Source organism: Roseivivax sp. (assembly GCF_054552075.1).
On sequence record NZ_JBTOLZ010000014.1, the window covers coordinates 62,464 to 83,965 of the forward strand.

A 21,502-nucleotide genomic window follows, 5' to 3' on the forward strand; every position below is an offset into this window, starting at 1 on the left:
CCGTCGGGTCGCGGCGGCGGAATTTGTGCGCGTGGGCCTGCGCGTGCGCCGAAGGTCAGCCCAGGAGCGCCCGCGCGGCCTCGACGATGCCCTCGCGCGACGGCAGCGTCGCGGCATAGGCCGGCCCGGTCGCGATGAAGCAATCCTCGGCCGTCACCCGCGCCCGCGGCAGCGCGCTCTGCTCAGAGAGCAAGGTCATCAGCGCCTCGGACTGCGAGCCCGTCCTGCGGCATTCGTCGACCACCAAGACCGCGCCGCAGCCCTCGATCTCGCGCAGGATCGCCGCCTCGTTCAGCGGCGCCAGCCAGCGCAGGTCCACCACGCGCGCCGAGACGCCCGAGGCCTCGAGATCGTGGCGCGCCTGTTCGGAGAGATACGTGCCGTTGCCATAGGTCACGATGGCGAGGTCCGTGCCGTCCCCCAGCCGCCGTGGCTCCGAGAGCGGCGCGGTCTCGCCGGCCTCCGGGTAATCGCGCATCCAGAGGCCGTCGCCCTCCTCCAGAAGATCGCGCATGGGATAAAGCGCGATGGGCTCCACCATGACCACCACGCGGGCCTCCTCGCGCGCCAGGCGCACCGCCTCGCGATACATGCGCACCGCGTCGGCGCCATCCGAGGGACAGCCGATCACGATGCCGGGCACGTCGCGCAGCACCGCCAGCGAGTTGTCGTTGTGGAAATGCCCGCCGAAGCCCTTCTGGTAGCCGAGCCCCGCGATGCGCAGCACCATGGGGTTGGCGTATTGGCCGTTGGAGAAGAACGGCAGCGTCGCCGCCTCGCCGCGGATCTGGTCCTCGGCGTTGTGCAGATAGGCCAGGAACTGGATCTCGGGGATCGGCAGATAGCCCTGCTGGCCAAGCCCGATGGCCAGCCCCAGGATCGACTGTTCGTCGAGAAGCGTGTCCATGACCCGCATCGCGCCGAAGCGCGCCTGAAGGCCCCGGGTGATGCCGTAGACGCCGCCCTTCTTGCCGACATCTTCGCCGGCCATGACGATCTCGGGGTGCTCCAGCATCAGGTCGGAAAGACCGAGGTTGATGAGCTTGTTCATCGGCTGCCGCTCGCCGAGCGCGCGCATGTCGGCGGGCCCGAAGGCGGCCTTGCGATCCTCGGGCGTCGGCGTGTTGGATTTCGGCAGCCTGCGCTTGGGCGGCAGCAAGGCGGCTTTCACATCCGCCGCCGAGGTGAGCCGCGGTCGCGTCGCCGCACTTTCAGCGGCGCTGAAGCATTGGCTTTCAACGTCCTCGTAAGACTGAACAATATCCCTTTCTTCAAGTCCTGCGTGAAGCAGCCGCCGCGCGGTGAAGAGCAAGGGATCGCGGGCCTCTTCGGCGAGGATCTCGGCCTCGGGGCGATAGGCCTTTTCGACATCCGCCCCGGCGTGCCCATAAAGCCGCACGCAGGTCAGATGCAGGAGCCCCGGCCGCCGTCCGCGCCGGATCTCGCCCGCCATGCGCTGCGCCGCTTCATAGGCCGCGACCACGTCGCAGCCGTCGGCCTGGGCATAGCTCAGCCCCGGGCGGCCGCGCAGCACCGCCTCGACCCAGCCTTCGGGCGATTTCACCGAGATGCCGATGCCGTTGTCCTCGCAGACGAACATCAGCGGCAGCGGTGCGCCCTGCCAGGCGGTCCAGCCGGCGGTGTTGAGCGCGCCGAGCGCGGTGGAATGGTTCATCGAGGCATCGCCGAAGGAGCAGAAGGCCAGCCGGTTCTCCGCGCGTCCCTGCCGCTTGTTCAGCCCCAGCGCGAAGGCGCTGCCCACCGCCTTCGGCAGATGGCTCGCGATGGTCGAGGTCTGCGGCGGGATGTTCAGCGCGCGCGAGCCCAGCACCTTGTGCCGCCCGCCGGAGATCGGATCCTCGGAGGAGGCCGCGAAGGAGAGCGCGAAATCCATGATCGGGTCGTGGCCCGCCTGCAGCGCCCGGGCCGCCTGGAAGGCGCCGTCGCGGTAATGCAGGAAGGCCGGGTCCTCGACCGACAGCGCCAGGGCCACGCCGGCCATGCCCTCGTGCCCCGAGGAGCCGATGGTGTAGAACCCCTGCCCCCGCGATTGCAGCCAGCGCCCGGCCCGGTCCATGTGACGCGAGATGAGCTGGGCGCGCCAGAGCGTCAGCAGCGTGTCGCGGTCGATCTGCGCCTCGGGCAGATCCGGCAGCCCGCCCGATCGCACCCGCTCCAGAAATCCCTCGTGCACCCGCGTCGCTGCATCCATGCCTTTGATCTCCTTCATGAAAACGGCGCGAGGTTTTCACCCCGCGCCGCCAAGATGTCGCTGCGGCCCGCGGACCGCAACCCGGGGCCTCAGAAGAAGGCCTGCAGTCCGGTCTGCGCCCGGCCCAGGATCAGCGCGTGCACGTCATGGGTGCCCTCGTAGGTGTTCACCGTCTCGAGGTTGACCATGTGGCGGATCACCTGGAACTCCGCCGAGATGCCGTTGCCGCCGTGCATGTCGCGGGCCATGCGCGCGATATCCAGCGCCTTGCCGCAGTTGTTGCGCTTGATGATCGAGATCATCTCGGGCGCGGCCTTGGCCTCGTCCATGAGCCGGCCGACGCGCAGGCTGGCCTGCAGCCCCAGCGCGATCTCGGTCTGCATGTCGGCGAGCTTCTTCTGGAACAGCTGCGTCTGGGCGATCGGCTTGCCGAACTGCTTGCGGTCGAGCCCGTAGCCGCGCGCCGCCTGCCAGCAGAACTCCGAGGCGCCCATGACGCCCCAGGCGATGCCGTAGCGCGCCCGGTTGAGGCAGCCGAAGGGACCCTTCAGACCCTCGACATTGGGCAGGAGCGCATCCTCGCCGACCTCGACGCCCTCCATGACGATCTCACCGGTGACCGAGGCGCGCAGCGAGATCTTGTTGCCGACCTTCGGGGCCGACAGCCCCTTCATGCCCTTTTCCAGCACGAAGCCGCGGATCTTGCCGCCGTGTTCCTCGGATTTCGCCCAGACCACGAAGACATCCGCGATCGGCGAGTTGGAGATCCACATCTTCGAGCCGGTCAGCTTGTAGCCATTGGCGGTCTTCTCGGCGCGGGTCTTCATGCCCGCGGGGTCCGAGCCCGCGTCCGGTTCGGTCAGGCCGAAACAGCCGATCCATTCGCCCGAGGCGAGCTTCGGCAGGTATTTCTTGCGCTGCGCCTCGGTGCCATAGGCGTAGATCGGATACATCACCAGCGAGCTCTGCACCGACATCATCGAGCGGTAGCCCGAGTCCACGCGCTCGATCTCGCGGGCGACAAGCCCGTAAGAGACATAGCCCGCGCCCAGCCCGCCGTATTCCTCGGGGACGGTGGTGCCCAGAAGGCCCATCTCGCCCATCTCGCGGAAGATCCCGGGCTCGACGGTCTCCTTCTCGAAGGCCTCCAAGACGCGCGGCTGCAGCTTCTCCTGGGCGAAGGTGCGCGCGCTTTCGGCGATCATGCGCTCGTCTTCTTCGAGCTGGTCCACCAGGCGGAACGGATCTTCCCAATCGAACGAGCCCAGGTTCGGCGCGTCCTTGGCCTTGAGCTCGGGGGTTTGTTCGAGGTCTTTCATATCGACTCCTCCGACAATTTGCGCGAAGGTTATCTTGCGTGCACGGCAATAAAAAGCGACTATCCCGCAAGTAAAGATGCAGGAAACGCAAGCATCCCCCCTCTCGCGGCGGCTTCTGCCGCCCCTGCCCGCGCTGCGCGCGCTCGAGGCGCTGGACCGGCTCGGCACCGCGGCGGCGGTCGCGCGCGAGCTCGACCTGAGCCAGAGCGCGATCTCGCGGCAGATCCGCACCCTCGAGGATCAGCTGGGCGTCAGCCTGGTCAGCCGCGAAGGCCGGGCGCTGGCGCTCACCCCCGAGGCGCGCGGCTATGCGACCGAGGTGCGCGCCGCGCTGAACCGCATCGCCCAGGCCTCGCTGAGCCTGCGGATGCCCTCGCGGGCGGGCTCGCTGTCGCTGGCGATCCTGCCCTCCTTCGGGATGCGCTGGCTGGTGCCCCGGCTGCCGGATTTCACCCGCCGCCACCCCGAGGTGACGATCAATTTCACCACCCGGCTGCGGCCGCCCGATTTCGACGCCGAGGGCTTCGACGCGGCGATCGAATACGGTACTGATGCGCGCCCCGGCACCCAGCGGCTGATGCTGCGACCCGAGCGGGTGATGCCCGTCGCCGCGCCCGGCGTGCTGCCGCAGGGTCCGGTGAGCCTGCGGGTGCTGGCGACCCTGCCGCTTCTGCATATCGACACGCGCCCCAAGGCCTGGGAAAGCTGGTTCGCGGCGCAGGGGATGCAGACCGGCGCCCTGCCCGGCACCTCCTTCGACCAGTTCACCACGATCCTCGAGGCGGCGCTGCACGGGCTCGGGGTGGCGCTTCTGCCGGACTACCTGAGCGAGGAGGACCGCGCGCGGGGCCGGCTGGTGCTGGCCGCCGAGGCCGAGCCCGCGAGCCTCGGGGCCTATCACCTGGCCTGGCCCGACAGCCGGCCCGTGACCCCTGCCCTCGCCGCCTTCCGCGACTGGCTGGCCAATGCCGGCCAGCCCGAGGACGATCCGCTGCCGCGGTAGGGTGTTTGTGGTGTGGTGCTCTGAAGGAATGCGGGACCGGCCTCGGCCCGCATGCTGACATCCCGCTTATGCGGGGGGCTAGCACCTAGGCCGAGCGCGGGCTTACCGCCAGCGCGCAGCCTTTCCCCGTCTCGCGCCGCCTACTCCGGCAGCGCGAAGACCTGGCCGGGGTAGATCAGGTCCGGGTCGCGGATCTGCCCGCGGTTGGCCTCGAAGACCTTCACGTAGAGGATGCCCTCGCCGTAGCGCTCGCGCGAGATGCCCCAGAGCGTGTTGCCGGGCTGCACGGTGACCGCGTAGACCGGCGCGTCCTCGCCCGGCGATGCCGCCTCGAGCGCCGCGCGGCTCTCGCGCTGGAAGGGGCTTTCGATGCGCGCCAGCACCCGGCCCTCGCCGTCGACCCGGTCGAGCCGCAGCGTATAGGTGCCCGCGCCGGTCTCGGGCAGGTTGCTGCGCCAGCGGCCCGCCTCGCCCACATCGGTCAGCGCGATCTCGCGGTTGTCGAGGTAGATGCGCACGCTGCCCCCCGGCGTCGCCCGGCCCGCAAGCGAGACCGCGCCGCTGTCGTCGTAGGAAATCGCGTCGAGCGCCACAAATTCGCCCTCGGGCGGCAAGGCCGGTTCGGTGGCCGGTTGCACGACCTCGACGCCCTCGGGGCCCGAGAGCAGAACCGCGGTCGGCGCCGCCCCCGGCGCCGGCGCGTCGTCCGCGGCAGGCGCGCTGCCGGCGGATGTCTGCGGGGCCTCCGGGGCCGATAGCGCGACCTGGGGCTGTGCGTCGGTCGGTTGGGGTTGGCCGGGGGTGGTGTCGGATGTGGTGCCGGTATTGGCGGCGGTGTCGGTGGTGGTGTCTGTCTCGGCGGTGGTGTCCGCCGAGACCGTGGCGGCAGCCTCGCCCCCCGTGTCCGCAGCGGTCGCCTCGGCGGTCTCGCCAGTCCCGCTCTGGGAACTGCCATCCCCCGCCTCGGCGCTCGGCGCCGGGCTGTCGCCGGTCGCCTGCGGGGCTTCGGCAGTGACTTGGGTGTCCTCACCTGTCGCGCGGTCTTCGCTGCCAGTGGCTGCTTCAGCGGCTTCGGTCACGTCGCCCGCGTCAGGCGTTTCGGTTGTCTCGGAACCGGTGGTGTCCCCGTCGCTCGCAGCACTCTGCTCCGACGCCGTGCTGCCGTTGATGTCCGCTTGCGATCCTGCAGAGGCCGTTTCGGTTTCAGAAGTCGCCTCTTCAGTCTCAGCTTCCGAGGTCGCGTCCTGACCGTCTGTCTCAGCCGTGGCGTCGGCTTGCGCCGTCTCGACATCCCCGGTCGCCGAAGCGTCCGGCATGGTGGCGTCCATTCCGTTCTGCGCGTTCTGCGTCGCGGTCTCGGACGCGGTCCCAGCGTCATCCGCCGCGGCCACCTGCTCGGAGGTCTCGGGGCTCTCGGCCTCGGGCGTCGTGGCCTCCGAAGTCTCGGTCATATCGCCGTCCGCAGAAGCCGAATCCTCTGCAGGCATCTCATCGCCCGCCTCGGCGCTCTCCAGCGCCGCGACCTCTTCCGCTTCCGCAGGGGTCTCCGGCGCTTCGGCCACCTGGGCCGCCGGGGCAAGGATCACCTCGGCCTCGGCAAAGCGTTCCTCCTCCGCGCCCTCGGGGCGCTCGGAGAGGGTCAGCACACGCGGGGCCGCGCTGGTGCCCAGGTCGGTCAGGAAGACGAAGCTGCCCGAGGCATCCGCTTCGGCCTCACGCACGGGCGCGCCGCCGAGGTAGAGCGTGACCAGCGCCCCCGGCGCTGCGCGCCCGGCGATCACCGCGTTGCCGTCGGGCGAGACGCGGACGAGATCGAAGCTGGGCGGGCTCTCGGTGGTGGTGTCGTCGGCGGCGGGGGCCTCTTCGGTCGCGGCCTCTTCGGTGGGGTCCGGGGTCGCGTCTTCGGTGGGTGCCTCTTGCGCATCCGTCTCCTCACCTGCTTCGGCGCTCTCCGCACCCTCGACTGCGGGGGCCTCCGCCGGGCTCTCCGGCGCGGCTGCGGTGTCCGTCTCCGGCGCAGGCGCGCCCTCGCCATCTTCCGCAGACCCGTCCGCCGCGCCAACCTCGGCCCCGGCCTCGCGCTCCAGAAGCGGGTCTAGCTGCCCTGTCGCGTAAAGCCCGCCAAGCGCCAGCGCCAGCACGCCGGCCACCAGGAAGACGGCACCACCCGGTCCGGAAAGGCCCGCTTTTGTTGTCATTTTCGTCCCATCCCCAAGACATGTCGGCGCATGCCGAAAGACCCTGAAAGACAGCCAAGGTCAGTTGAGCGTGTATAGCAACGCCGTTATAGCCGGTCAAAAGCCTCGCAATCCCGGAGTCACTGCAATGCAACAAGCCTCGATCTGCGTCTATTGCGGGGCCCGCGACGGCGCCCGCCCGGCCTATGCGGAAGCCGCCGAGGCGCTGGGACGCGCCATCGGCCAGACCGGCTGGCGGCTGGTCTACGGCGCCGGCGACGTGGGGCTCATGGGCCGCGTGGCGCGCGCCGCGCAATCGGCCGGCGCCGAGACCTTCGGGGTGATCCCCGAGCACCTCGTGCGCTGGGAGGTCGGCAAGCGCGACCTGACCCATTTCGTCGTCACCGAGACCATGCACGAGCGCAAGAAGGTCATGGTGATGAACGCCGATGCCATCGTGGTGCTGCCCGGCGGCGCGGGCTCGCTCGACGAGTTCTTCGAGGTGCTGACCTGGCGCCAGCTCGGGCTGCACGACAAGCCGATCGTCCTGATGAACGTCGCGGGTTACTGGGACCCGCTGGTCGCGCTGCTCGACCATGTGGTCGCCGAGGGCTTCGCGGGCGCCGAGACCCGCGCCTCGGTTCAGGTCTCCGACGACGTGGAGAGCACCGTCGCGGCCCTGCGCCGCGCCCTCTCGGAGCGCCAGCTCGCGGTCGAATAGATCGCCAGCGCGGTCCAGATCAGCGCGAAGGCCAGGGCCTGCGACAGCCCGAATGGTTCGCGGAAAATCAGCGTAGCCACAAGGAATTGCAGCGTAGGGTTCAGGTACTGGATGAGCCCCACGGTCGAGAGCGCCACGCGCCGCGAAGCGACGCTGAAGAGGATCAGCGGCAGCGCCGTCAGCGGCCCGGAAAAGATCAGCAGGGTCGAGGTCTTGAGGTCCGTCCCGAAGGTGCCGCCTTCAGGGCCCGCGTGCAGGACCCAGAGCCAGGCCAGCGCCAGCGGGGTCAGCAGCAGCACCTCTGCGGTGACCGAGACCACCGGCCCCACGTCCAGCCGTTTCTTCGCAACGGTATAGAGCCCGAAGCTGAAGGACAGGATGAGCGACAGCCAGGGCGGCGCGCCAAGCCGGACCGAGAGGAAGATCACCGCCAGCGCCGCAAGACCCACCGCCAGGATCTGCGCCGGGCCCAGCCTCTCGCGGAAGAAGACCACCCCCATCAGCACGGCCACCAGCGGGAAGATGTAATAGCCCAGGCTCGCCTCGGTCGCCCGGCCGATCTGGATGGCGTAGATGAAGAGGAACCAGTTGTTCGAGATGACCACCGCGGCGAAGGCGATGGTCAGGAACCGCGTCCGGTCCGAAAGCGCCGCGCGGATCGCGCCAAGCCGCCCCTGCACCGCCAGCACCGCGGCGAAGAAGACAAAGGACCAGAGCGTGCGATGGGCCAGCACCTCGTCGGGCGGCACATCGGCCAGGAGCTTGTAGTAGATCGGCGACAGGCCCCAGATCACGCAGGCGGCCACCACGGCCGCGATCCCGGTTTGCCTGTCCTGCATGTCGTCCCCTCGCCCGGCCCTGCCCGAGCGGTGTGGCAGAGCCACGCGGCGAAGGCAATCGGCGCCCGGCTGTCACACCGGGCGCCGCGCGGGCCTCAGGCCGCTTCCAGCTCGTCGTGCAGGAGCTGCTCGATCTTGTCGAGCGGGTGGTTCGTCAGGGTCTTGTCGACCTCGGCCACCACCTTCTCGCGGACCTCTTGGTGCAGCTTGTCGCGCATCTCGCCCAGCACCACCGGCGGGGCGACCAGCACGATGCGCTCGAAGCGCTTGGCATGGGCCTGCTTGTAAAGGATCTCGGAGAGCTCGTCGGCGAACCGCTCCTTCGCCAGCTCGTGCCAGTCGGTGTCATCCAAGGCCGAGCGCTGGCCGACGCCGGTGTCGCCCATGCGGCCCGGGCGATTGGCCGACTGGTCGTAGTCCGAAGGATTGTCCTGCTCTTCGAGCCGGACGACGTTCAGATCGGGGTTCATCGCGTCCACGTCGTTGCGCAGGAACATCGCCTTCTCGCCGTCGGCGATCAGAACCCAGGTGCCATTCGTCAGCGTTGCCATCACACGTTCTCCTTGTCGCCGCTTCCGTCCTGATCCTGTGCCTTGGGCCGCGTCGGGCCGTTCGAGGTGGCGTCGCGGCGCTTTTCCTCGTCGCGGGTGCCGACCTTGCGGCTGATCTCGCCGCCGGCGCGTCCGGCCTGGTCGGGCGCCTCGGGCAGGTCCTCGGGTTTCTCGCCGAGCACCTTCTCCGTTTCGCGGTCGCCGTCCTTGGATCTGATGCGTTCTGCCATGACCTGTCTCCTTTGACCGTTGCTGGAATAAAAACGCGCAACCAGAAGTCACGTTCCGAACCCGGCCATAAAAAACGCCCCGGCCGAGGGGCCGAGGCGCTTGCAAGTCAATGACTTACGCGGCGTCGTTTAGGCTTTGGACAAACGCTCCGCGACGTTCTCCCAGTTGACCAGGTTCTCGAGGAAGTTCGAGAGATAGGCCGGGCGCTTGTTGCGGAAGTCGATGTAGTAGGAGTGCTCCCAGACGTCGACGCCAAGCAGCGCGGTCTGGTCGAAGCACAGCGGGTTTACGCCGTTCTCGGTCTTGGTGACCTTCAGCCCGCCGTCGGTGTCCTTCACCAGCCAGGCCCAGCCCGAGCCGAACTGGCCCGCGCCCGCGGCGGCGAAGTCTTCCTTGAACTTGTCGACCGAACCGAAGCTCTCGACCAGGGCCTTTTCCAGCTCGCCGGGCATGCCGACGTTGTCGGGGGTCATCATTTCCCAGAACTGGTTGTGGTTCCAGTACTGCGAGGCGTTGTTGAAGATGCCCGACTGCGCGACGGCCTTCGGGTCATAGGTGCCCTTGATGATCTCTTCGACGGATTTGTTTTCCCACTCGGTGCCGGCAATCGCCTTGTTGCCGTTGTCGACATAGGCCTTGTGGTGAATGTCGTGGTGAAACTCGAGCGTCTCCTGCGACATGCCCTTCGAGGCGAGCGCGTCGTGGGGATAGGGAAGATCGGGAAGTTCAAATGCCATGACAGTCCTCGTTCGATGAAACGTTAATCTGCGACGTAGTGCCGTTCGTGCGCCGACAAGAGGACGGGGTCAATAGCCGGCGCCTGCGGTCACGGGATCAACGCCAGGCGCGCGCCGTGGTTCCGGCGGTTGGAAGCCTGGTCCGGGGCCCCGGGGCGTCGCCTCAGAGGTGGCCCACCCGCGCGCCGCTCCGGCCCGCGTAGGCCAGCGCGCCGAAGACGTAATCGGCGCCCGAACGAAAGGCCAGGACATGGGCGGCGCAACCCTCGAACCAGATCGCGGCGGCGACCTGGGCCAGCCTTGTGCGCCGCACGCGGCCCTCGGGCATGGCCTCGGGGCGCATGTCGGCGGGCGTCAGCTTGGCCAGGGTCTCGCGCAGAAGCGCCTCTTCGCCGGTGAGCTTGAAGGCCGCGCGGGCGTCGGAGACCACGGCCACCAGCGCGTGGGTGCCGGAGAGCGCCTCGGAGAGCCGGGCGCAGAGCGCGGGCGCCTCGTCGTAGGGGCAGAGCAGCAGCAGCTCGTCGGGCGACATCCAGAGGACGGCCCGCGCGTCTTCGCGCGTCAGCGACAGGGGCGCGGGAAGCGCCAGCCCCTCACCCGAAAGCGCCGTTTTCAGCGCCTCCGCCCCGAGGTCGCAGCGCAAGGAGATCATACCCTGCGGCCCCTGCCCTTCGACCAGCACCTCGCCCTCGGCCCGGGCGCCGTCGCGCGCGATGTCAGACATTCTGCTTCTCCCCCTCGGGATCAAAGAAAACCGTGCCGGTGATCTTCGCCGGCACCCGTCGGCCGTCGGTCATGGCGAACTCCAGCACCTCGCCCATGCGCTCAGGGCCGTAGTGCACCAGCGCCATGGCGATGCCGCGCCCGAGCGTCGGCGAATGGTAGCTCGAGGTGACCCGGCCTTGGGTGTTCACCTGGCCGTTGTCGTTCTTGCCGGGCGCCACCGCATAGGCGCCATCCGGCAAGACGCTGCCGTCCAGCGTCTCGAGGCCGACAAGCTGCCAGCGGTCGGCATTGTCCATGAAGCTGCGGGCCTGGGCGCGCTTGCCGATGTAATCGGTCTTCTTCTTGGAGATCGCCCAGTTGAGGCCCAGGTCCTGCGGGATCACCGTGCCGTCGGTTTCCTCGCCGATCATGATGAAGCCCTTCTCGGCGCGCAGCACGTGCATTGCCTCGGTGCCGTAAGGGGTTACGCCGAACTCCTCACCTGCCGCGACAAGTTTGTCCCAGAGCTCGCGGCCGCGATGCGCGGGCGTCGCCAGCTCGAAGGACAGCTCGCCCGAGAAGGAGATGCGGAAGATCCGCACCGGCAGCCCGCCGATCTCGCCGTCGCACCAGCGCATGAAGGGCAGCGCCTCGGCCGAGACATCCGTGCCGCCGAGCTTTTCCAGCACCGCGCGCGACTTCGGGCCGACCACGCCGATCTGGGTGTATTGCTCGGTCAGGTTCAGCACCCAGACCTGCCAGTCCCACCATTCGGTCTGCAGCCATTCCTCCATATGGGCGTGGATGCGCTCGGCCCCGCCGGTGGTGGTGTGGCAAAGGAAGGTCTCCTCGTCGAGGCGCGCCACCACGCCGTCGCCGGAGAGAAAGCCGTTCTCGCTGCACATCAGCCCGTAGCGGCAGGCGCCGGGTTTCAGGCTCGACATCATGTTGGTGTAGAGCATGTCCATGAAGCGTCCCGCGTCGGGGCCCTTCACCAAGATCTTGCCCAGGGTCGAGGCGTCGAGCAGGCCGAGGCCCTCGCGCACCGCCGTGACCTCGCGGTTGACCGCATCCTCGACGCTTTCGCCGGGGCGCGGGTAGGCATAGGGGCGGCGCCAGTGGCCCACCGGCTCCCAGGTGGCGCCATGGGCCTCGTGCCAGCCGTGCAGCGCGGTCTTGCGGACCGGCTGGAACAGCGCGCCCTTGGCCTCGCCGGCGATCGAGGCCAGCGAGATCGGCGTATAGGGCGGCCGGAAGGTGGTCGTGCCGACCTGCGGGATGCCTTCACCCAATGCTTGAGAAAGCACGGCGAGGCCGTTGATGTTGCTCAACTTCCCTTGATCCGTCGCCATGCCGAGCGTGGTGTAGCGCTTGGTGTGTTCGACCGAGGTGAAGCCCTCCTGCGCGGCGAGCTGCACGTCGGTCACCTTCACGTCGTTCTGGAAGTCGAGCCAGGCCTTGGCGCGCAGCGCCTGTTTCGCGCCCTGCGGCATGAGCCAGACCGGCGCCATGGGCGCCTCGTCGCGGGGGCTGGCCTCGGGGGCCTCGGGCGCCGCGCCGCCGAAGAGCAGCGCCGCGGCGCTGCCCGCATCCTCGAGGATCTCCGACAGGCCCAGGTGGCCGTTGGCCGCGCCCGCAACGGCCACATGCGCGCTGCCGTCGTGGCTGACCGGCCCGCGCTGCGGGTCGGGGCGGAAGAAGTTCTCGCTCTCGTCCCAATTGAGCTTGCCGCCGACATGGGACCAGAGGTGCACCACCGGCGACCAGCCGCCCGACATCGCCAGGGCGTCGCAGGTGATCATCTCTTCGCAGGCGCCCTCGCCCGCCTGGGCGCAGACCTCGACGGCGGTGATCCGCGCGCCGCCCGTCGCCTTGGCGATGCCCTTGCCCTTGAGCACCCGGATGCCGCGCGCCTCGGCCTCGGCCATGAGCGCGCCGCCGCCCGCGGGCCGGGCGTCGATGATGGCGGGCACGCTGAGGCCGGCGTCCAGAAGCGCCAGCGCCGTGCGATAGGCGTCGTCGTTGTTGGTGACCACCACGGTGCGGTCGCCCGGCGAGACGGCGTAGTTCACCAGGTAGTCGCGCACCGCCGAGGCCAGCATGACGCCGGGCAGATCGTTGCCGGCAAAGGAGAGCGGCCGCTCGATCGCGCCGGTCGCGGTGACGATGCGCTCGGCGCGGATGCGCCAGAGCCGGTGGCGCGGCCCCTGCGCGCCCGGCGCGTGGTCCGAGACCCGTTCCTGCGCGATGGCATAGCCGTGGTCGTAGAGCCCCGCGCCCAGCGTCCGCGCGCGCAGCCGCACGTTGGGCATGGCGGTGAGCTCCTCGAGCGTGCGGTCGACCCATTCCTCGGCCGGAAGCCCCTCGATCTCGCCGCCGTCGACGGGCGCGCGGCCACCCCAGACAGGCGCCTGTTCGATCAGCAGAACCGAGCGGCCCGCCTGCCCCGCGATGCGCGCGGCCTGCAGCCCGGCGACACCGCCGCCGATCACCAGGAGGTCCACATGGGCGTAGTAATGCTCGTAGTCGTCGGGATCGCGCGCCTCGGCGGCGGGCGCCTTGCCGAGCCCCGCCGAGCGGCGGATGAAAGGCTCGTAGACGTGCTTCCAAAAGGCCCGGGGCTGCATGAAGGTCTTGTAGTAGAAGCCCGCCGGCAGGAAGCGCGCCAGCTTGGTGTTGATCGCGCCGATGTCGTATTCGAGGCTCGGCCAGTGGTTCTGCGACCCCGCCGAGAGCCCATCGAAAAGCTCGGTCACCGTGGCGCGCTGGTTCGGCTCGAAGCGGTCGCCGGTGCCGAGGCCCACGAGCGCGTTGGGCTCCTCGGCGCCCGAGGCGAGGATGCCGCGCGGGCGGTGATACTTGAAGCTGCGCCCCACCAGCATCTGGTCGCCCGCCAGGAGGGCGGCGGCCAGCGTGTCGCCGGCATAGCCCTTCATCTGGCGGCCGTTGAAGGTGAAACGCAGGGTCTTGGCGCGGTCGATCAGGCGGCCGCCCTGGGCCAGACGGGTGCTCATGCCTTTGCCTCCTGGTCCCAGCCGGGACGGCGCGCGGTGAGGATCTCGCGGATCTCCTGCGGGGGGGTCGTGGTCTGGGCGGCATAGGTGCCGAAGACCTCGAGCGTGACGGTGCAGCGCGCGGCGTGGAACCACTTGCCGCAGCCATGGGCGTGGCGCCAGCGCTCGAAATGCACGCCCTTGGGGTTCTTGCGGTGGAAGAGGTAGCCCTCGAAGGCGGCGTCATCGCTTTCGGGGCCCTCGCGCGTCAGATGCGCCTCGCCGCCGGGATGCAGCTCGGTCTCGTCGGCGGCGACGCCGCAATAGGGACAGGTCAGGATCAGCACGGGGACCTCCGGGCACGCAAAGCGCCCCGGCCGCGCGGAGCGGTCGGGGCGTGGTCAGGGGTGCGCGGCGGGACAACCCCGCGCGCGGTCTTAGTTCTGCTGGGCGTCCGCGCCTGCGGCCGCGCCGCCGTCGCCGGCTGCGGCATCGGCTTCGGCCTCGGCAGCGCCCGAACCTTCGGCAGCATCGCCACCCGAGGCCGCGGCCCCGGCCTCGGCGCCTTCACCGGCGCCGGCGCTGCCTTCGGCGGCGGCATCCCCGCCGTCGACCGAGATCGAGACGTCGCCATTGCCGTTCGCGGCGCTGCCGCCCTCGGGCGCGCTGCCGGTGAGGGCCCAGGCCAGGACGCCGACGGCGACGACGAGGCCGCCGACGATGAAGACGATCGGCCCGCTCGCGCCGGACTTCTCGACGTGGGTTTCGCGGGTGTGATGGCTGTGGTTCGTGTCGGACATCTGGATGCCTCCGTGACTGCGATATTTGCGCAGACAACGAGAGCCACCCCCCGCGCCGTTCCCGCCGCGCCGGCCTGGCGCGCGGATCGGCGAAGGCTTGCCAAAGTCGGCAGGTGCGCCTCGGCGGGTTCCCGCCCGAGGCTCAATGCGCCACCCCCGCCGCGACCGACTCGTCGACGAAGCGGCCTTCGCGGAAGCGGTCGAGCCCGAAGGCCTCGGTCAGCGGCGAATGGCCCTTGGCCATGAGCTCGGCAAAGCCCCAGCCCGAGCCCGGGATCGCCTTGAACCCGCCGGTGCCCCAGCCGCAGTTGATGAAGCAGTTCTCCACCGGCGTCTTCGACAGGATCGGCGAGCGGTCGCCGGTCATGTCCACGATGCCGCCCCATTGCCGCAGCATCTTCAGCCGCGAGATCATGGGGAAGGTCTCGCAGAGCGCGCGCACCGTCTCCTCGATGTGGTGGAAGGAGCCGCGCTGGGTGTAGTTGTTATAGCCGTCCGCGCCGCCGCCGATCACCATCTCGCCCTTGTCGGACTGGCTCATGTAGCCGTGCACGGTATTGGCCATGACGACCACATCCATGCAGGGTTTGATCGGCTCGGACACCAGCGCCTGCAGCGCCACGCTTTCGACCGGCAGCCGGAAGCCCGCCATGTCGGCGAGGTGCCCCGAATGGCCCGCGACCACGAGGCCGAGCTTGTCGCAGCCGATCTCGCCGCGGGTGGTGGAGACGCCGGTGACGCGGCCGCCTTCGGTCCGCACGCCGGTGACCTCGCACTTCTGGACGATGTCCATGCCCATGTCGGAACAGGCGCGCGCATAGCCCCAGGCCACCGCGTCGTGCCGCGCGGTGCCCGCCCGCGGCTGCCATAGCGCGCCCAGGACCGGGTAACGCGGACCCTTCAGCTCGATGATCGGCACCAGGCGCTTGACCTCCTCGGGGCCGATGAAGCGGGTCTCGACGTCCTGCAGCGCATTGGCATGGGCGGTGCGCCGGTAGCCGCGCACCTCGTGTTCGGTCTGCGCCAGCATCATCACGCCGCGCGGGCTGTACATGATGTTGTAGTTCAGGTCCTGGCTCAGCGTCTCGTAGAGGCTGCGCGACTTCTCGTAGATCGCCGCCGAGGGGTCCTGCAGGTAGTTCGACCGGATGATCGTGGTGTTGCGCCCGGTGTTGCCGCCGCCGAGCCAGCCTTTCTCGAGGATCGCGACATTGCGGATGCCGTGGTTCTTGCCGAGGTAAAAGGCCGTCGCCAGCCCGTGGCCGCCGGCCCCGACGATCACCGCGTCGTAATGCGCCTTGGGCGTGGCATCGCGCCAGGCGCGGCCCCAGCCCTGGTGGTTGCGGAAGGCCTCGCGGGCCAGCGCGAAGGCGGAGTAGCGTGTCATGGAGTGGCGATTCCCGGCTCGATGTCCCCTTGCCTGCCCTCCTCGCATGGGTGCGGGCGCCGCGCCATGCCGGGACCCGTCATATTTCGGCGCAGTTGCGACATCGCCCGCGGCGCTTTGCGACATGGGCGCGCCCCGGGGGTTTTTTGCCTTTTGGTCGGAAGGGCGCGCGGATATGTCAGGCCAAACGTCTGAGGAGACCCCATGATCGCCTTCTGGATCGTAGCCGGTGCCATGGCGCTGCTGGTCGCGGCGCTGATCGGGATTGCGCTTCTGCGCGGCCACGGGCGCACGCGCGACGCCGCGCAATCAGACATCGAGGTCTATCGCCAGCAACTCACCGAGGTCGATCGCGACGCCGAACGCGGCATCATCGCCCCCGAGGAGGCCGAGCGGCTGCGCACCGAGGTCTCGCGCCGGCTTCTGGCCGCCGACGCGCGGTCTGGTTCCGCGCCGGGTGCGGGGGGCGAGGCGCGCGGGCTCTCGCGGCTGACCATGGCGGCGCTGGCGCTGTTCCTGCTGGTGGGCTCGGTCGGGATCTATCTCAGCCTCGGCGCTCCGGGCTACGGCGACCTCGGCCTCGAGGCGCGCATCGCCCAGGCCGAGGAGGCCCGCCGCAACCGCCCCGACCAGGCCGCCGCCGAGGCCGAGGTGCCCGCCTCCGCCCCCGAGGAGGCTCCGACCGAGGAGTATCTCGCGCTGGTCAACCGGCTCCGCCAGGCGGTCGCCGAGCGGCAGGACGACCTGCGCGGCTTCCAGCTTCTGGCGCGCTCCGAGGCGGCGCTTGGCAACTACCGCGCGGCCTATGCGGCGCAGGAGCGGATCATCGCGCTCAAGGGCGAGGAGGCCACCGCCAAGGATTACGCCGATCTCGCCGACATGATGGTGCTGGCCGCCGGCGGCTATGTCTCGCCCGAGGCCGAGGTCGCGGTCCAGGAGGCGCTGCGCCGCGACCCCGAAAGCGGCGTCGGCAATTATTACGCCGGGCTGACCATGGCCCAGACCGGCCGCCCCGACCGCGCCTTCCGCATCTGGGACGCGCTCCTGCGCCGCTCGGCGGAAGGCGACCCCTGGGTGCCGCCGGTCATGGCGCAGATCCCCGAGATCGCCTGGCGCGCGGGCGTCAATGACTACCAGCCGCCGGTGCCTGCCTCGGCCCTCTCCGGCCCCAGCGCCGAGGACATCGAGGCCGCCGGCGAGATGAGCGCCGAGGACCGCCAGGGCATGATCGCCGGCATGGTCGCGCGGCTCTCGGACCGGCTCGCCAACCAGGGCGGCTCGCCCGAGGAATGGGCGCGGCTGATCACCGCCTATGGCGTCCTGGGCGAAACCGACCAGGCGCGCGAGATCTGGCGCAACGCGCAGGAGGTCTTCCTGGGCAACGAGGAGGCGCTCGAGACCGTGCGCGCCGGGGCCCGCGAGGCGGGGGTGGTCCAATGATCCACGAAAGCATCGAAGAGGCCGTCGCGGATCTGCCGCCCATGGCGGCGCTGGCCGGGCTCGACCTCGGCGACAAGACCATCGGCGTGGCGGTCTCGGACCGGCTCCTGTCGATCGCGACCCCGCTCGAGACGATCCGCCGGAAGAAGTTCACCCAGGACGCCGAGCGGCTCATGGCGATCCTCGCCGAGCGCGAGATCGGCGGCGTGGTCCTGGGCCTGCCGCGCAACATGGACGGCACCGAGGGGCCGCGCTGCCAGTCGACCCGGGCCTTCGCGCGCAACCTGGCGCGGCTCTGGCCAGGGGTGATCACCTTCTGGGACGAGCGCCTTTCGACCGTGGCCGCGGAGCGCGCGCTGCTCGAGGCCGACACCTCGCGCGCCAAGCGCGCCGAGCGCATCGATCACGTCGCGGCGAGCTACATCTTGCAGGGCGCGCTGGACCGGATTAGGCATCTCCGCCAGGGCTGAGACGAGGCTTTCATGGGCAAGAGCAGGACAGGCGGCGCGACCGGCGGGGCGATCGAAAGCCCCTGCGTGCAGACCTGCGTCGTGCACCCCGAGGAACGCATCTGCGTGGGCTGTTTCCGCAGCATCGAGGAGATCACCTCCTGGGCGCGGATGAGCCCCGAAGAGCGGCGCGAGATCATGGAGGCCCTGCCCGCCCGCGCGCCCCGCCTGCAGAAACGCCGCGGCGGCCGCCGCGCCCGGATGGCCCGGCAGGGCTGAGGGGTCGCGGGGCGGGTTTGTGCCCGGTTTTCAGAGGGTTGAGGTCAAAGCGGTTGCTGTGCGGCAGGGCGCATCGAAGGCCGCGCGCGTCTTTGCAGACTAACCAATGAAGGCGCCAAAGGCCGCTTAGACCGGAGACACCGCCTAGACCGGCGCTCCCGCCTCCCGCTCAGGCCGCCGCCCGCGCCGCCGTCATCTCGTCCAGCGCCCGCAGCACCAGCCCCGAGTCCATGCCCGGCTTGGTGGCATTCTCCGACAGCACCCGCCGCCAGATCCGCGCGCCCGGCCGGCCCGCGAAAAGCCCCAGCATGTGCCGCGTGACCTGGTGCACCTTGCCGCCCGAGGCGACATGGGCGTCGATGTAATCGAGCATCCCCCGCGCCGCCGCTTCCGGCGCCACCGGCGCGCGGTCGATCCCGTAGATCGCCGCATCCGCCCCGGCCAGCACGTCCCAGGGCTGGTGATAGGCCGCGCGGCCCACCATGACCCCGTCGAGCCCGGCCTCAAGGAAGCCCCGCGCCTGTTCGAGCGAGGTGATCCCCCCGTTGATCGACAGGTGCAGCTCGGGATAGCGCCGCTTCATCTCCATCACGAGCTCGTAGTCGAGCGGCGGAATATCGCGGTTCTCCTTGGGCGAGAGCCCCTGCAGCCAGGCCTTGCGCGCATGCACGATGAGCCGCGTGGCGCCCGCCTCGGCCACGGCCTCGAGGAAGGCCGGCAACACCTCTGACGGCTCCTGGTCGTCGACCCCGATCCGGCATTTCACCGTGACCGGCACCGAGACCGCCCGGCGCATCGCCGCGACACCGCGGGCCACCAGCGCCGGGTCGCGCATCAGGACCGCCCCGAAGGTGCCCGATTGCACCCGGTCCGAAGGGCAGCCGCAGTTGAGGTTGATCTCGCCGTAACCCGCCTCTTCCCCGAGCCGCGCCGCCTCGGCCAGCTCCTCGGGATCGCTGCCGCCGAGCTGCAGCGCCAGCGGATGCTCAACGGCGTCGTGGTCCAGAAGATGCAGCGCCCCGCCCCGGACCAACGCCGGCGCGGTGACCATCTCGGTGTAAAGCAGCGCCTCGCGGCTGAGCTGGCGATGGAAGACCCGGCAATGCCGGTCGGTCCATTCCATCATGGGTGCCGTGGACAATCTAGCATGTTGATTTATTTGCATTTTTTGTGTATCTTCAAACTGTTGGCGGCGGATGCTGCTACGCTGGAATACGCCCCAATATCCCCGAATTTGCCCCTCTACGACGACTCATTGCACACACAGCGCACACGAAAATGGCCTCCATCACCAAGCTCCCCTCCGGTGCATACCGGGTCCAGATCAGACGAAAGGGCCGCTACGCGAGCGAGACGTTCCTCCGCCGCGACGACGCCCATCGTTGGGCCCGCCAAGCGGAGACCCGGGTCGATCAGGGGCTGGCACCGAACAAGTCGTCCGTTTCCCGCCTCCAGACCTTTGGCGACCTCATCGATCTTCATATAACCGATATGTGCGAGGTAGGGAAACCGCCGCGTCGCAGCAAGGCCGCCACGCTCACGACGCTCAAGCGCGATCTGGGCAAAGAGAAGATCGGGCACCTCGACCGGCAGAAGCTGATCGACTACGGCAAGATGCGGGCGGAGCAAGGCGCGGGCCGGGTGACGCTCGGGATCGATATCGGGGTGATCAAGATGATCATCACCCACGCGGCAGCCGTGCACGGGCTCGACATTTCTCCGGAACCCGTCGATCTGGCGCGCGTGGCGCTCAAGCGTCTCGGGCTGATCGGCAAAGGCACCGAGCGGGATCGTCGCCCTACCATCGATGAGTTGAACCGCCTCTTCCGTTGCTTCGATGACAACGAACGCCTGACCCTCCCGATGACGCGGATCGTCAAGTTCGCGGTGGCCACGGCCATGCGGCTCGACGAGATCTGCCGCGTCGAATGGACCGATCTCGACGTCGACCGCCGGATGCTCATGATCCGCGACAGAAAGGACCCGCGCAACAAGACCGGGAACGACCAGCGGATCCCACTCTTCGCCGCCGCGGGGTTCGACGCATGGGCGCTGGTCACCGAGCAGGCAAAGGAACTCGGGCACGCAAGGGGCCGGATCTTTCCCTACAACTCGAGATCGGTCGGAACGGCGTTCCGGCGCGCTTGCGTCGAGGTCAGCGTGAAGGACCTGCATTTCCACGATCTACGCCATGAGGGCACCAGCCGCCTGTTCGAGGCCGGCTTCGCCATTGAACAAGTCTCGCTGGTCACCGGCCACAAGGATTGGAAAATGCTGCGCCGGTACACGCATATCCGCCCGGAAACGCTGCACCGGCTCGCCGCGTTGCGCGCCCCTTCCCCGCTCGAGACCCGCGCAGCCGAGTGATCGGAGAGTTAGAGGGATGCCGTCCCGGCCCGTGACGGGTTTGGAGGTCGAGAGAGAGGCTTTCGGCCGCCCGTCGCGGGAGAAAACCCATGAATACCGAGATTATCGAAGCCGGGCGTGATATCAGCGGCGGCTACAAGGTGGATGTGTCGCGCGGCACGAACATGGATCGCGTGTCGTCGGAGTGGTTCTCGCGGCCGGATGACGAGCGGTATCTGTCGCTCGACGATCTCTTCGCATCCGTCAAGGGTCGGGCGGAGCGGAGCCGGACGCGAACGGTGGAGAGCGCAGGGATCCGGGTCGAGGCGCATCGTGACCACCCGGAGAAGCTGGGGCTTGTTCTGCCGGGCACGGATGAGCCAGTCGCGCCGACGCATTGGAGCTTCAGCCAGCTCTCGAGCCTCGTCGGCGCGCCCGCGGCCTATCTGCGGCAGCTGCCCGCGCCGCTGGCGGGGATCAACCTGCAATACGGTCTGACCAACCACCGGGCCGAGCAGATCAAGACGATGGAGGTCGCGCATGGTCGCACGGAACTGCGCGCCGTGACCGGCCCAGACTATGGCCGCATCTACGACCATGAACTGGTCTCCGCCGTGCAGCGCATCGCAGGGAACGGCACGGGCGACACGCGCTGGAAGGTGCCGGGCGTGCTCGACTGGTCGACCGGCATCTACAACCCGCGCGTGGACGTGACGAAGGAGACGACGACGCTCTACGCCTCCGACCGCGACGTGTTCCTGTTCCTCGTCGATGACCTCAACCCGATCGAGGCGGGGCTGCTGCCCGATGGCTCGCCCGACCTCTATTTCCGGGGGTTTTATTGCTGGAATTCGGAGGTTGGCGCCAAGACGCTTGGCATCGCCAGTTTCTACCTCCGCGCCGTGTGCCAGAACCGCAACCTCTGGGGCGTCGAGGACTTCCAGGAGATCACGATCCGGCACTCAAAATACGCCGCCTCCCGCTTCGCCCACGAGGCCGCGCCTGCGCTCAGCCGCTTCGCCGAGTCCTCGCCCGCGCCTTTCATCGACGGTATCCGGGCGGCGCGGGAGAAGATCGTCGCGCGGTCGGACGAGGACCGGCAGGACTTCCTGCGCAAGCGCGGGTTCTCGAAGGCGGAGACGGGGCGGATCGTCGAGACCGTTCTGGCCGAGGAAGGCCGCCCGCCCGAGAGCGTCTTCGACTTCGTGCAGGGCATCACAGCGGTCGCGCGCTCGAAGCCGCAGCAGGATGCGCGGTTGGCGATGGAGGGAAAGGCGAAGGCGTTGTTGGAGAAGGCCTGACAGATGGGATTT

Annotated in this window: 20 protein-coding genes; 7 read left to right on the plus strand and 13 right to left on the minus strand. The window is 69.3% G+C overall.

Annotated elements, in window-relative coordinates; genetic code table 11:
- Positions 1-55: 55 nt before the first annotated feature.
- The gene (locus tag ACX938_RS11925) at positions 56-2,212 is read right to left on the minus strand and encodes a thiamine pyrophosphate-dependent enzyme (protein ID WP_459431214.1); all 2,157 of its coding nucleotides are present in this window, start codon (positions 2,210-2,212) and stop codon (positions 56-58) included.
- Between the two features lie 89 nt (positions 2,213-2,301).
- Positions 2,302-3,531 carry an acyl-CoA dehydrogenase gene (locus ACX938_RS11930; protein WP_232752935.1) on the minus strand — a complete coding sequence of 410 codons (1,230 nt, stop codon included), beginning with the start codon at positions 3,529-3,531 and terminating at the stop codon, positions 2,302-2,304.
- A gap of 76 nt (positions 3,532-3,607) precedes the next feature.
- On the opposite strand from ACX938_RS11930, the gene ACX938_RS11935 reads away from it, so the two are divergent.
- Complete coding sequence (locus ACX938_RS11935) at positions 3,608-4,534, plus strand: LysR substrate-binding domain-containing protein (RefSeq protein WP_232752936.1); 927 nt, start codon at positions 3,608-3,610, stop codon at positions 4,532-4,534.
- 140 nt (positions 4,535-4,674) lie between these two features.
- Here the strand turns inward: ACX938_RS11935 and ACX938_RS11940 are convergent, their stop codons facing one another.
- Positions 4,675-6,732 (minus strand): LysM peptidoglycan-binding domain-containing protein, encoded by a 2,058-nt coding sequence (locus tag ACX938_RS11940; protein ID WP_459431215.1) that lies wholly within the window; start codon positions 6,730-6,732, stop codon positions 4,675-4,677.
- Positions 6,733-6,859: 127 nt separating this feature from the next.
- Between ACX938_RS11940 and ACX938_RS11945 the strand changes: the two genes are divergently transcribed.
- Complete coding sequence (locus tag ACX938_RS11945; protein ID WP_232752938.1) at positions 6,860-7,432, plus strand: LOG family protein; 573 nt, start codon at positions 6,860-6,862, stop codon at positions 7,430-7,432.
- Here ACX938_RS11945 and rarD read toward each other — a convergent pair.
- The 9 genes from rarD to ACX938_RS11990 all read right to left on the minus strand — a co-directional run bounded on the left by rarD (position 7,354) and on the right by ACX938_RS11990 (position 15,675).
- The gene (gene rarD, locus ACX938_RS11950; protein WP_459431216.1) at positions 7,354-8,271 is read right to left on the minus strand and encodes an EamA family transporter RarD; all 918 of its coding nucleotides are present in this window, start codon (positions 8,269-8,271) and stop codon (positions 7,354-7,356) included. The two genes, ACX938_RS11945 and rarD, sit on opposite strands and share 79 nt — an antisense overlap.
- Before the next feature lie 95 nt (positions 8,272-8,366).
- Positions 8,367-8,822 carry a host attachment family protein gene (locus ACX938_RS11955; protein ID WP_232752940.1) on the minus strand — a complete coding sequence of 152 codons (456 nt, stop codon included), beginning with the start codon at positions 8,820-8,822 and terminating at the stop codon, positions 8,367-8,369.
- Positions 8,822-9,052, minus strand: a complete 231-nt coding sequence (locus ACX938_RS11960; protein ID WP_232752941.1) for a hypothetical protein — start codon at positions 9,050-9,052, stop codon at positions 8,822-8,824. Before ACX938_RS11960 ends, ACX938_RS11955 begins: the two co-directional genes overlap by 1 nt.
- A gap of 129 nt (positions 9,053-9,181) precedes the next feature.
- Positions 9,182-9,790: a superoxide dismutase gene (locus ACX938_RS11965; protein WP_232752942.1), complete on the minus strand. Its 609-nt coding sequence runs from the start codon at positions 9,788-9,790 to the stop codon at positions 9,182-9,184.
- A 163-nt stretch (positions 9,791-9,953) separates the two neighbouring features.
- Complete coding sequence (locus ACX938_RS11970; RefSeq protein ID WP_459431217.1) at positions 9,954-10,514, minus strand: sarcosine oxidase subunit gamma; 561 nt, start codon at positions 10,512-10,514, stop codon at positions 9,954-9,956.
- A complete protein-coding gene (locus ACX938_RS11975; protein WP_459431218.1) occupies positions 10,507-13,509 on the minus strand; it encodes a sarcosine oxidase subunit alpha family protein in 3,003 nt (1,000 codons plus the stop codon). The genes ACX938_RS11970 and ACX938_RS11975 overlap by 8 nt, the downstream gene beginning before the upstream one ends.
- Positions 13,506-13,835: a sarcosine oxidase subunit delta gene (locus ACX938_RS11980; RefSeq protein ID WP_459431219.1), complete on the minus strand. Its 330-nt coding sequence runs from the start codon at positions 13,833-13,835 to the stop codon at positions 13,506-13,508. Before ACX938_RS11980 ends, ACX938_RS11975 begins: the two co-directional genes overlap by 4 nt.
- A 90-nt stretch (positions 13,836-13,925) precedes the next feature.
- Positions 13,926-14,288, minus strand: coding sequence for a hypothetical protein (locus ACX938_RS11985; protein ID WP_459431220.1), 363 nt, complete (start codon positions 14,286-14,288; stop codon positions 13,926-13,928).
- 142 nt (positions 14,289-14,430) lie between these two features.
- Entirely contained in the window at positions 14,431-15,675 is a 1,245-nt protein-coding gene (locus ACX938_RS11990; protein WP_459431221.1) for a sarcosine oxidase subunit beta family protein, read from the minus strand.
- 204 nt (positions 15,676-15,879) lie between these two features.
- Between ACX938_RS11990 and ccmI the strand changes: the two genes are divergently transcribed.
- From ccmI to ACX938_RS12005, 3 genes are read left to right on the plus strand one after another with little or no spacing between them, the layout of a single operon-like run.
- A complete protein-coding gene (gene ccmI, locus ACX938_RS11995) occupies positions 15,880-17,115 on the plus strand; it encodes a c-type cytochrome biogenesis protein CcmI (RefSeq protein ID WP_459431222.1) in 1,236 nt (411 codons plus the stop codon).
- Positions 17,112-17,585, plus strand: coding sequence for a Holliday junction resolvase RuvX (gene ruvX, locus ACX938_RS12000; protein WP_459431223.1), 474 nt, complete (start codon positions 17,112-17,114; stop codon positions 17,583-17,585). Before ccmI ends, ruvX begins: the two co-directional genes overlap by 4 nt.
- A 12-nt stretch (positions 17,586-17,597) precedes the next feature.
- Positions 17,598-17,843, plus strand: coding sequence for a DUF1289 domain-containing protein (locus ACX938_RS12005; protein WP_459431224.1), 246 nt, complete (start codon positions 17,598-17,600; stop codon positions 17,841-17,843).
- A 169-nt stretch (positions 17,844-18,012) separates the two neighbouring features.
- Here the strand turns inward: ACX938_RS12005 and dusA are convergent, their stop codons facing one another.
- Complete coding sequence (dusA, locus tag ACX938_RS12010; protein WP_459431225.1) at positions 18,013-19,008, minus strand: tRNA dihydrouridine(20/20a) synthase DusA; 996 nt, start codon at positions 19,006-19,008, stop codon at positions 18,013-18,015.
- Positions 19,009-19,121: 113 nt separating this feature from the next.
- Between dusA and ACX938_RS12015 the strand changes: the two genes are divergently transcribed.
- Both ACX938_RS12015 and ACX938_RS12020 read left to right on the plus strand, forming a co-directional pair.
- Entirely contained in the window at positions 19,122-20,210 is a 1,089-nt protein-coding gene (locus tag ACX938_RS12015; RefSeq protein WP_459431226.1) for a site-specific integrase, read from the plus strand.
- 89 nt (positions 20,211-20,299) lie between these two features.
- Positions 20,300-21,490 (plus strand): DUF932 domain-containing protein, encoded by a 1,191-nt coding sequence (locus ACX938_RS12020; RefSeq protein WP_459431227.1) that lies wholly within the window; start codon positions 20,300-20,302, stop codon positions 21,488-21,490.
- The last annotated feature ends 12 nt before the right edge of the window (positions 21,491-21,502 follow it).

Bases quoted from the DNA above. Each gene is read 5' to 3' on its own strand.
- ACX938_RS11925 (WP_459431214.1), bottom strand. From the start codon at position 2,212: ATGGATGCAGCGACGCGGGTGCACGAGGGATTTCTGGAGCGGGTGCGA.
- ACX938_RS11930 (WP_232752935.1), bottom strand. From the start codon at position 3,531: ATGAAAGACCTCGAACAAACCCCCGAGCTCAAGGCCAAGGACGCGCCG.
- ACX938_RS11935 (WP_232752936.1), top strand. From the start codon at position 3,608: ATGCAGGAAACGCAAGCATCCCCCCTCTCGCGGCGGCTTCTGCCGCCC.
- ACX938_RS11940 (WP_459431215.1), bottom strand. From the start codon at position 6,732: ATGACAACAAAAGCGGGCCTTTCCGGACCGGGTGGTGCCGTCTTCCTG.
- ACX938_RS11945 (WP_232752938.1), top strand. From the start codon at position 6,860: ATGCAACAAGCCTCGATCTGCGTCTATTGCGGGGCCCGCGACGGCGCC.
- rarD (WP_459431216.1), bottom strand. From the start codon at position 8,271: ATGCAGGACAGGCAAACCGGGATCGCGGCCGTGGTGGCCGCCTGCGTG.
- ACX938_RS11955 (WP_232752940.1), bottom strand. From the start codon at position 8,822: ATGGCAACGCTGACGAATGGCACCTGGGTTCTGATCGCCGACGGCGAG.
- ACX938_RS11960 (WP_232752941.1), bottom strand. From the start codon at position 9,052: ATGGCAGAACGCATCAGATCCAAGGACGGCGACCGCGAAACGGAGAAG.
- ACX938_RS11965 (WP_232752942.1), bottom strand. From the start codon at position 9,790: ATGGCATTTGAACTTCCCGATCTTCCCTATCCCCACGACGCGCTCGCC.
- ACX938_RS11970 (WP_459431217.1), bottom strand. From the start codon at position 10,514: ATGTCTGACATCGCGCGCGACGGCGCCCGGGCCGAGGGCGAGGTGCTG.
- ACX938_RS11975 (WP_459431218.1), bottom strand. From the start codon at position 13,509: ATGAGCACCCGTCTGGCCCAGGGCGGCCGCCTGATCGACCGCGCCAAG.
- ACX938_RS11985 (WP_459431220.1), bottom strand. From the start codon at position 14,288: ATGTCCGACACGAACCACAGCCATCACACCCGCGAAACCCACGTCGAG.
- ACX938_RS11990 (WP_459431221.1), bottom strand. From the start codon at position 15,675: ATGACACGCTACTCCGCCTTCGCGCTGGCCCGCGAGGCCTTCCGCAAC.
- ccmI (WP_459431222.1), top strand. From the start codon at position 15,880: ATGATCGCCTTCTGGATCGTAGCCGGTGCCATGGCGCTGCTGGTCGCG.
- ruvX (WP_459431223.1), top strand. From the start codon at position 17,112: ATGATCCACGAAAGCATCGAAGAGGCCGTCGCGGATCTGCCGCCCATG.
- ACX938_RS12005 (WP_459431224.1), top strand. From the start codon at position 17,598: ATGGGCAAGAGCAGGACAGGCGGCGCGACCGGCGGGGCGATCGAAAGC.
- dusA (WP_459431225.1), bottom strand. From the start codon at position 19,008: ATGCAAATAAATCAACATGCTAGATTGTCCACGGCACCCATGATGGAA.
- ACX938_RS12015 (WP_459431226.1), top strand. From the start codon at position 19,122: ATGGCCTCCATCACCAAGCTCCCCTCCGGTGCATACCGGGTCCAGATC.
- ACX938_RS12020 (WP_459431227.1), top strand. From the start codon at position 20,300: ATGAATACCGAGATTATCGAAGCCGGGCGTGATATCAGCGGCGGCTAC.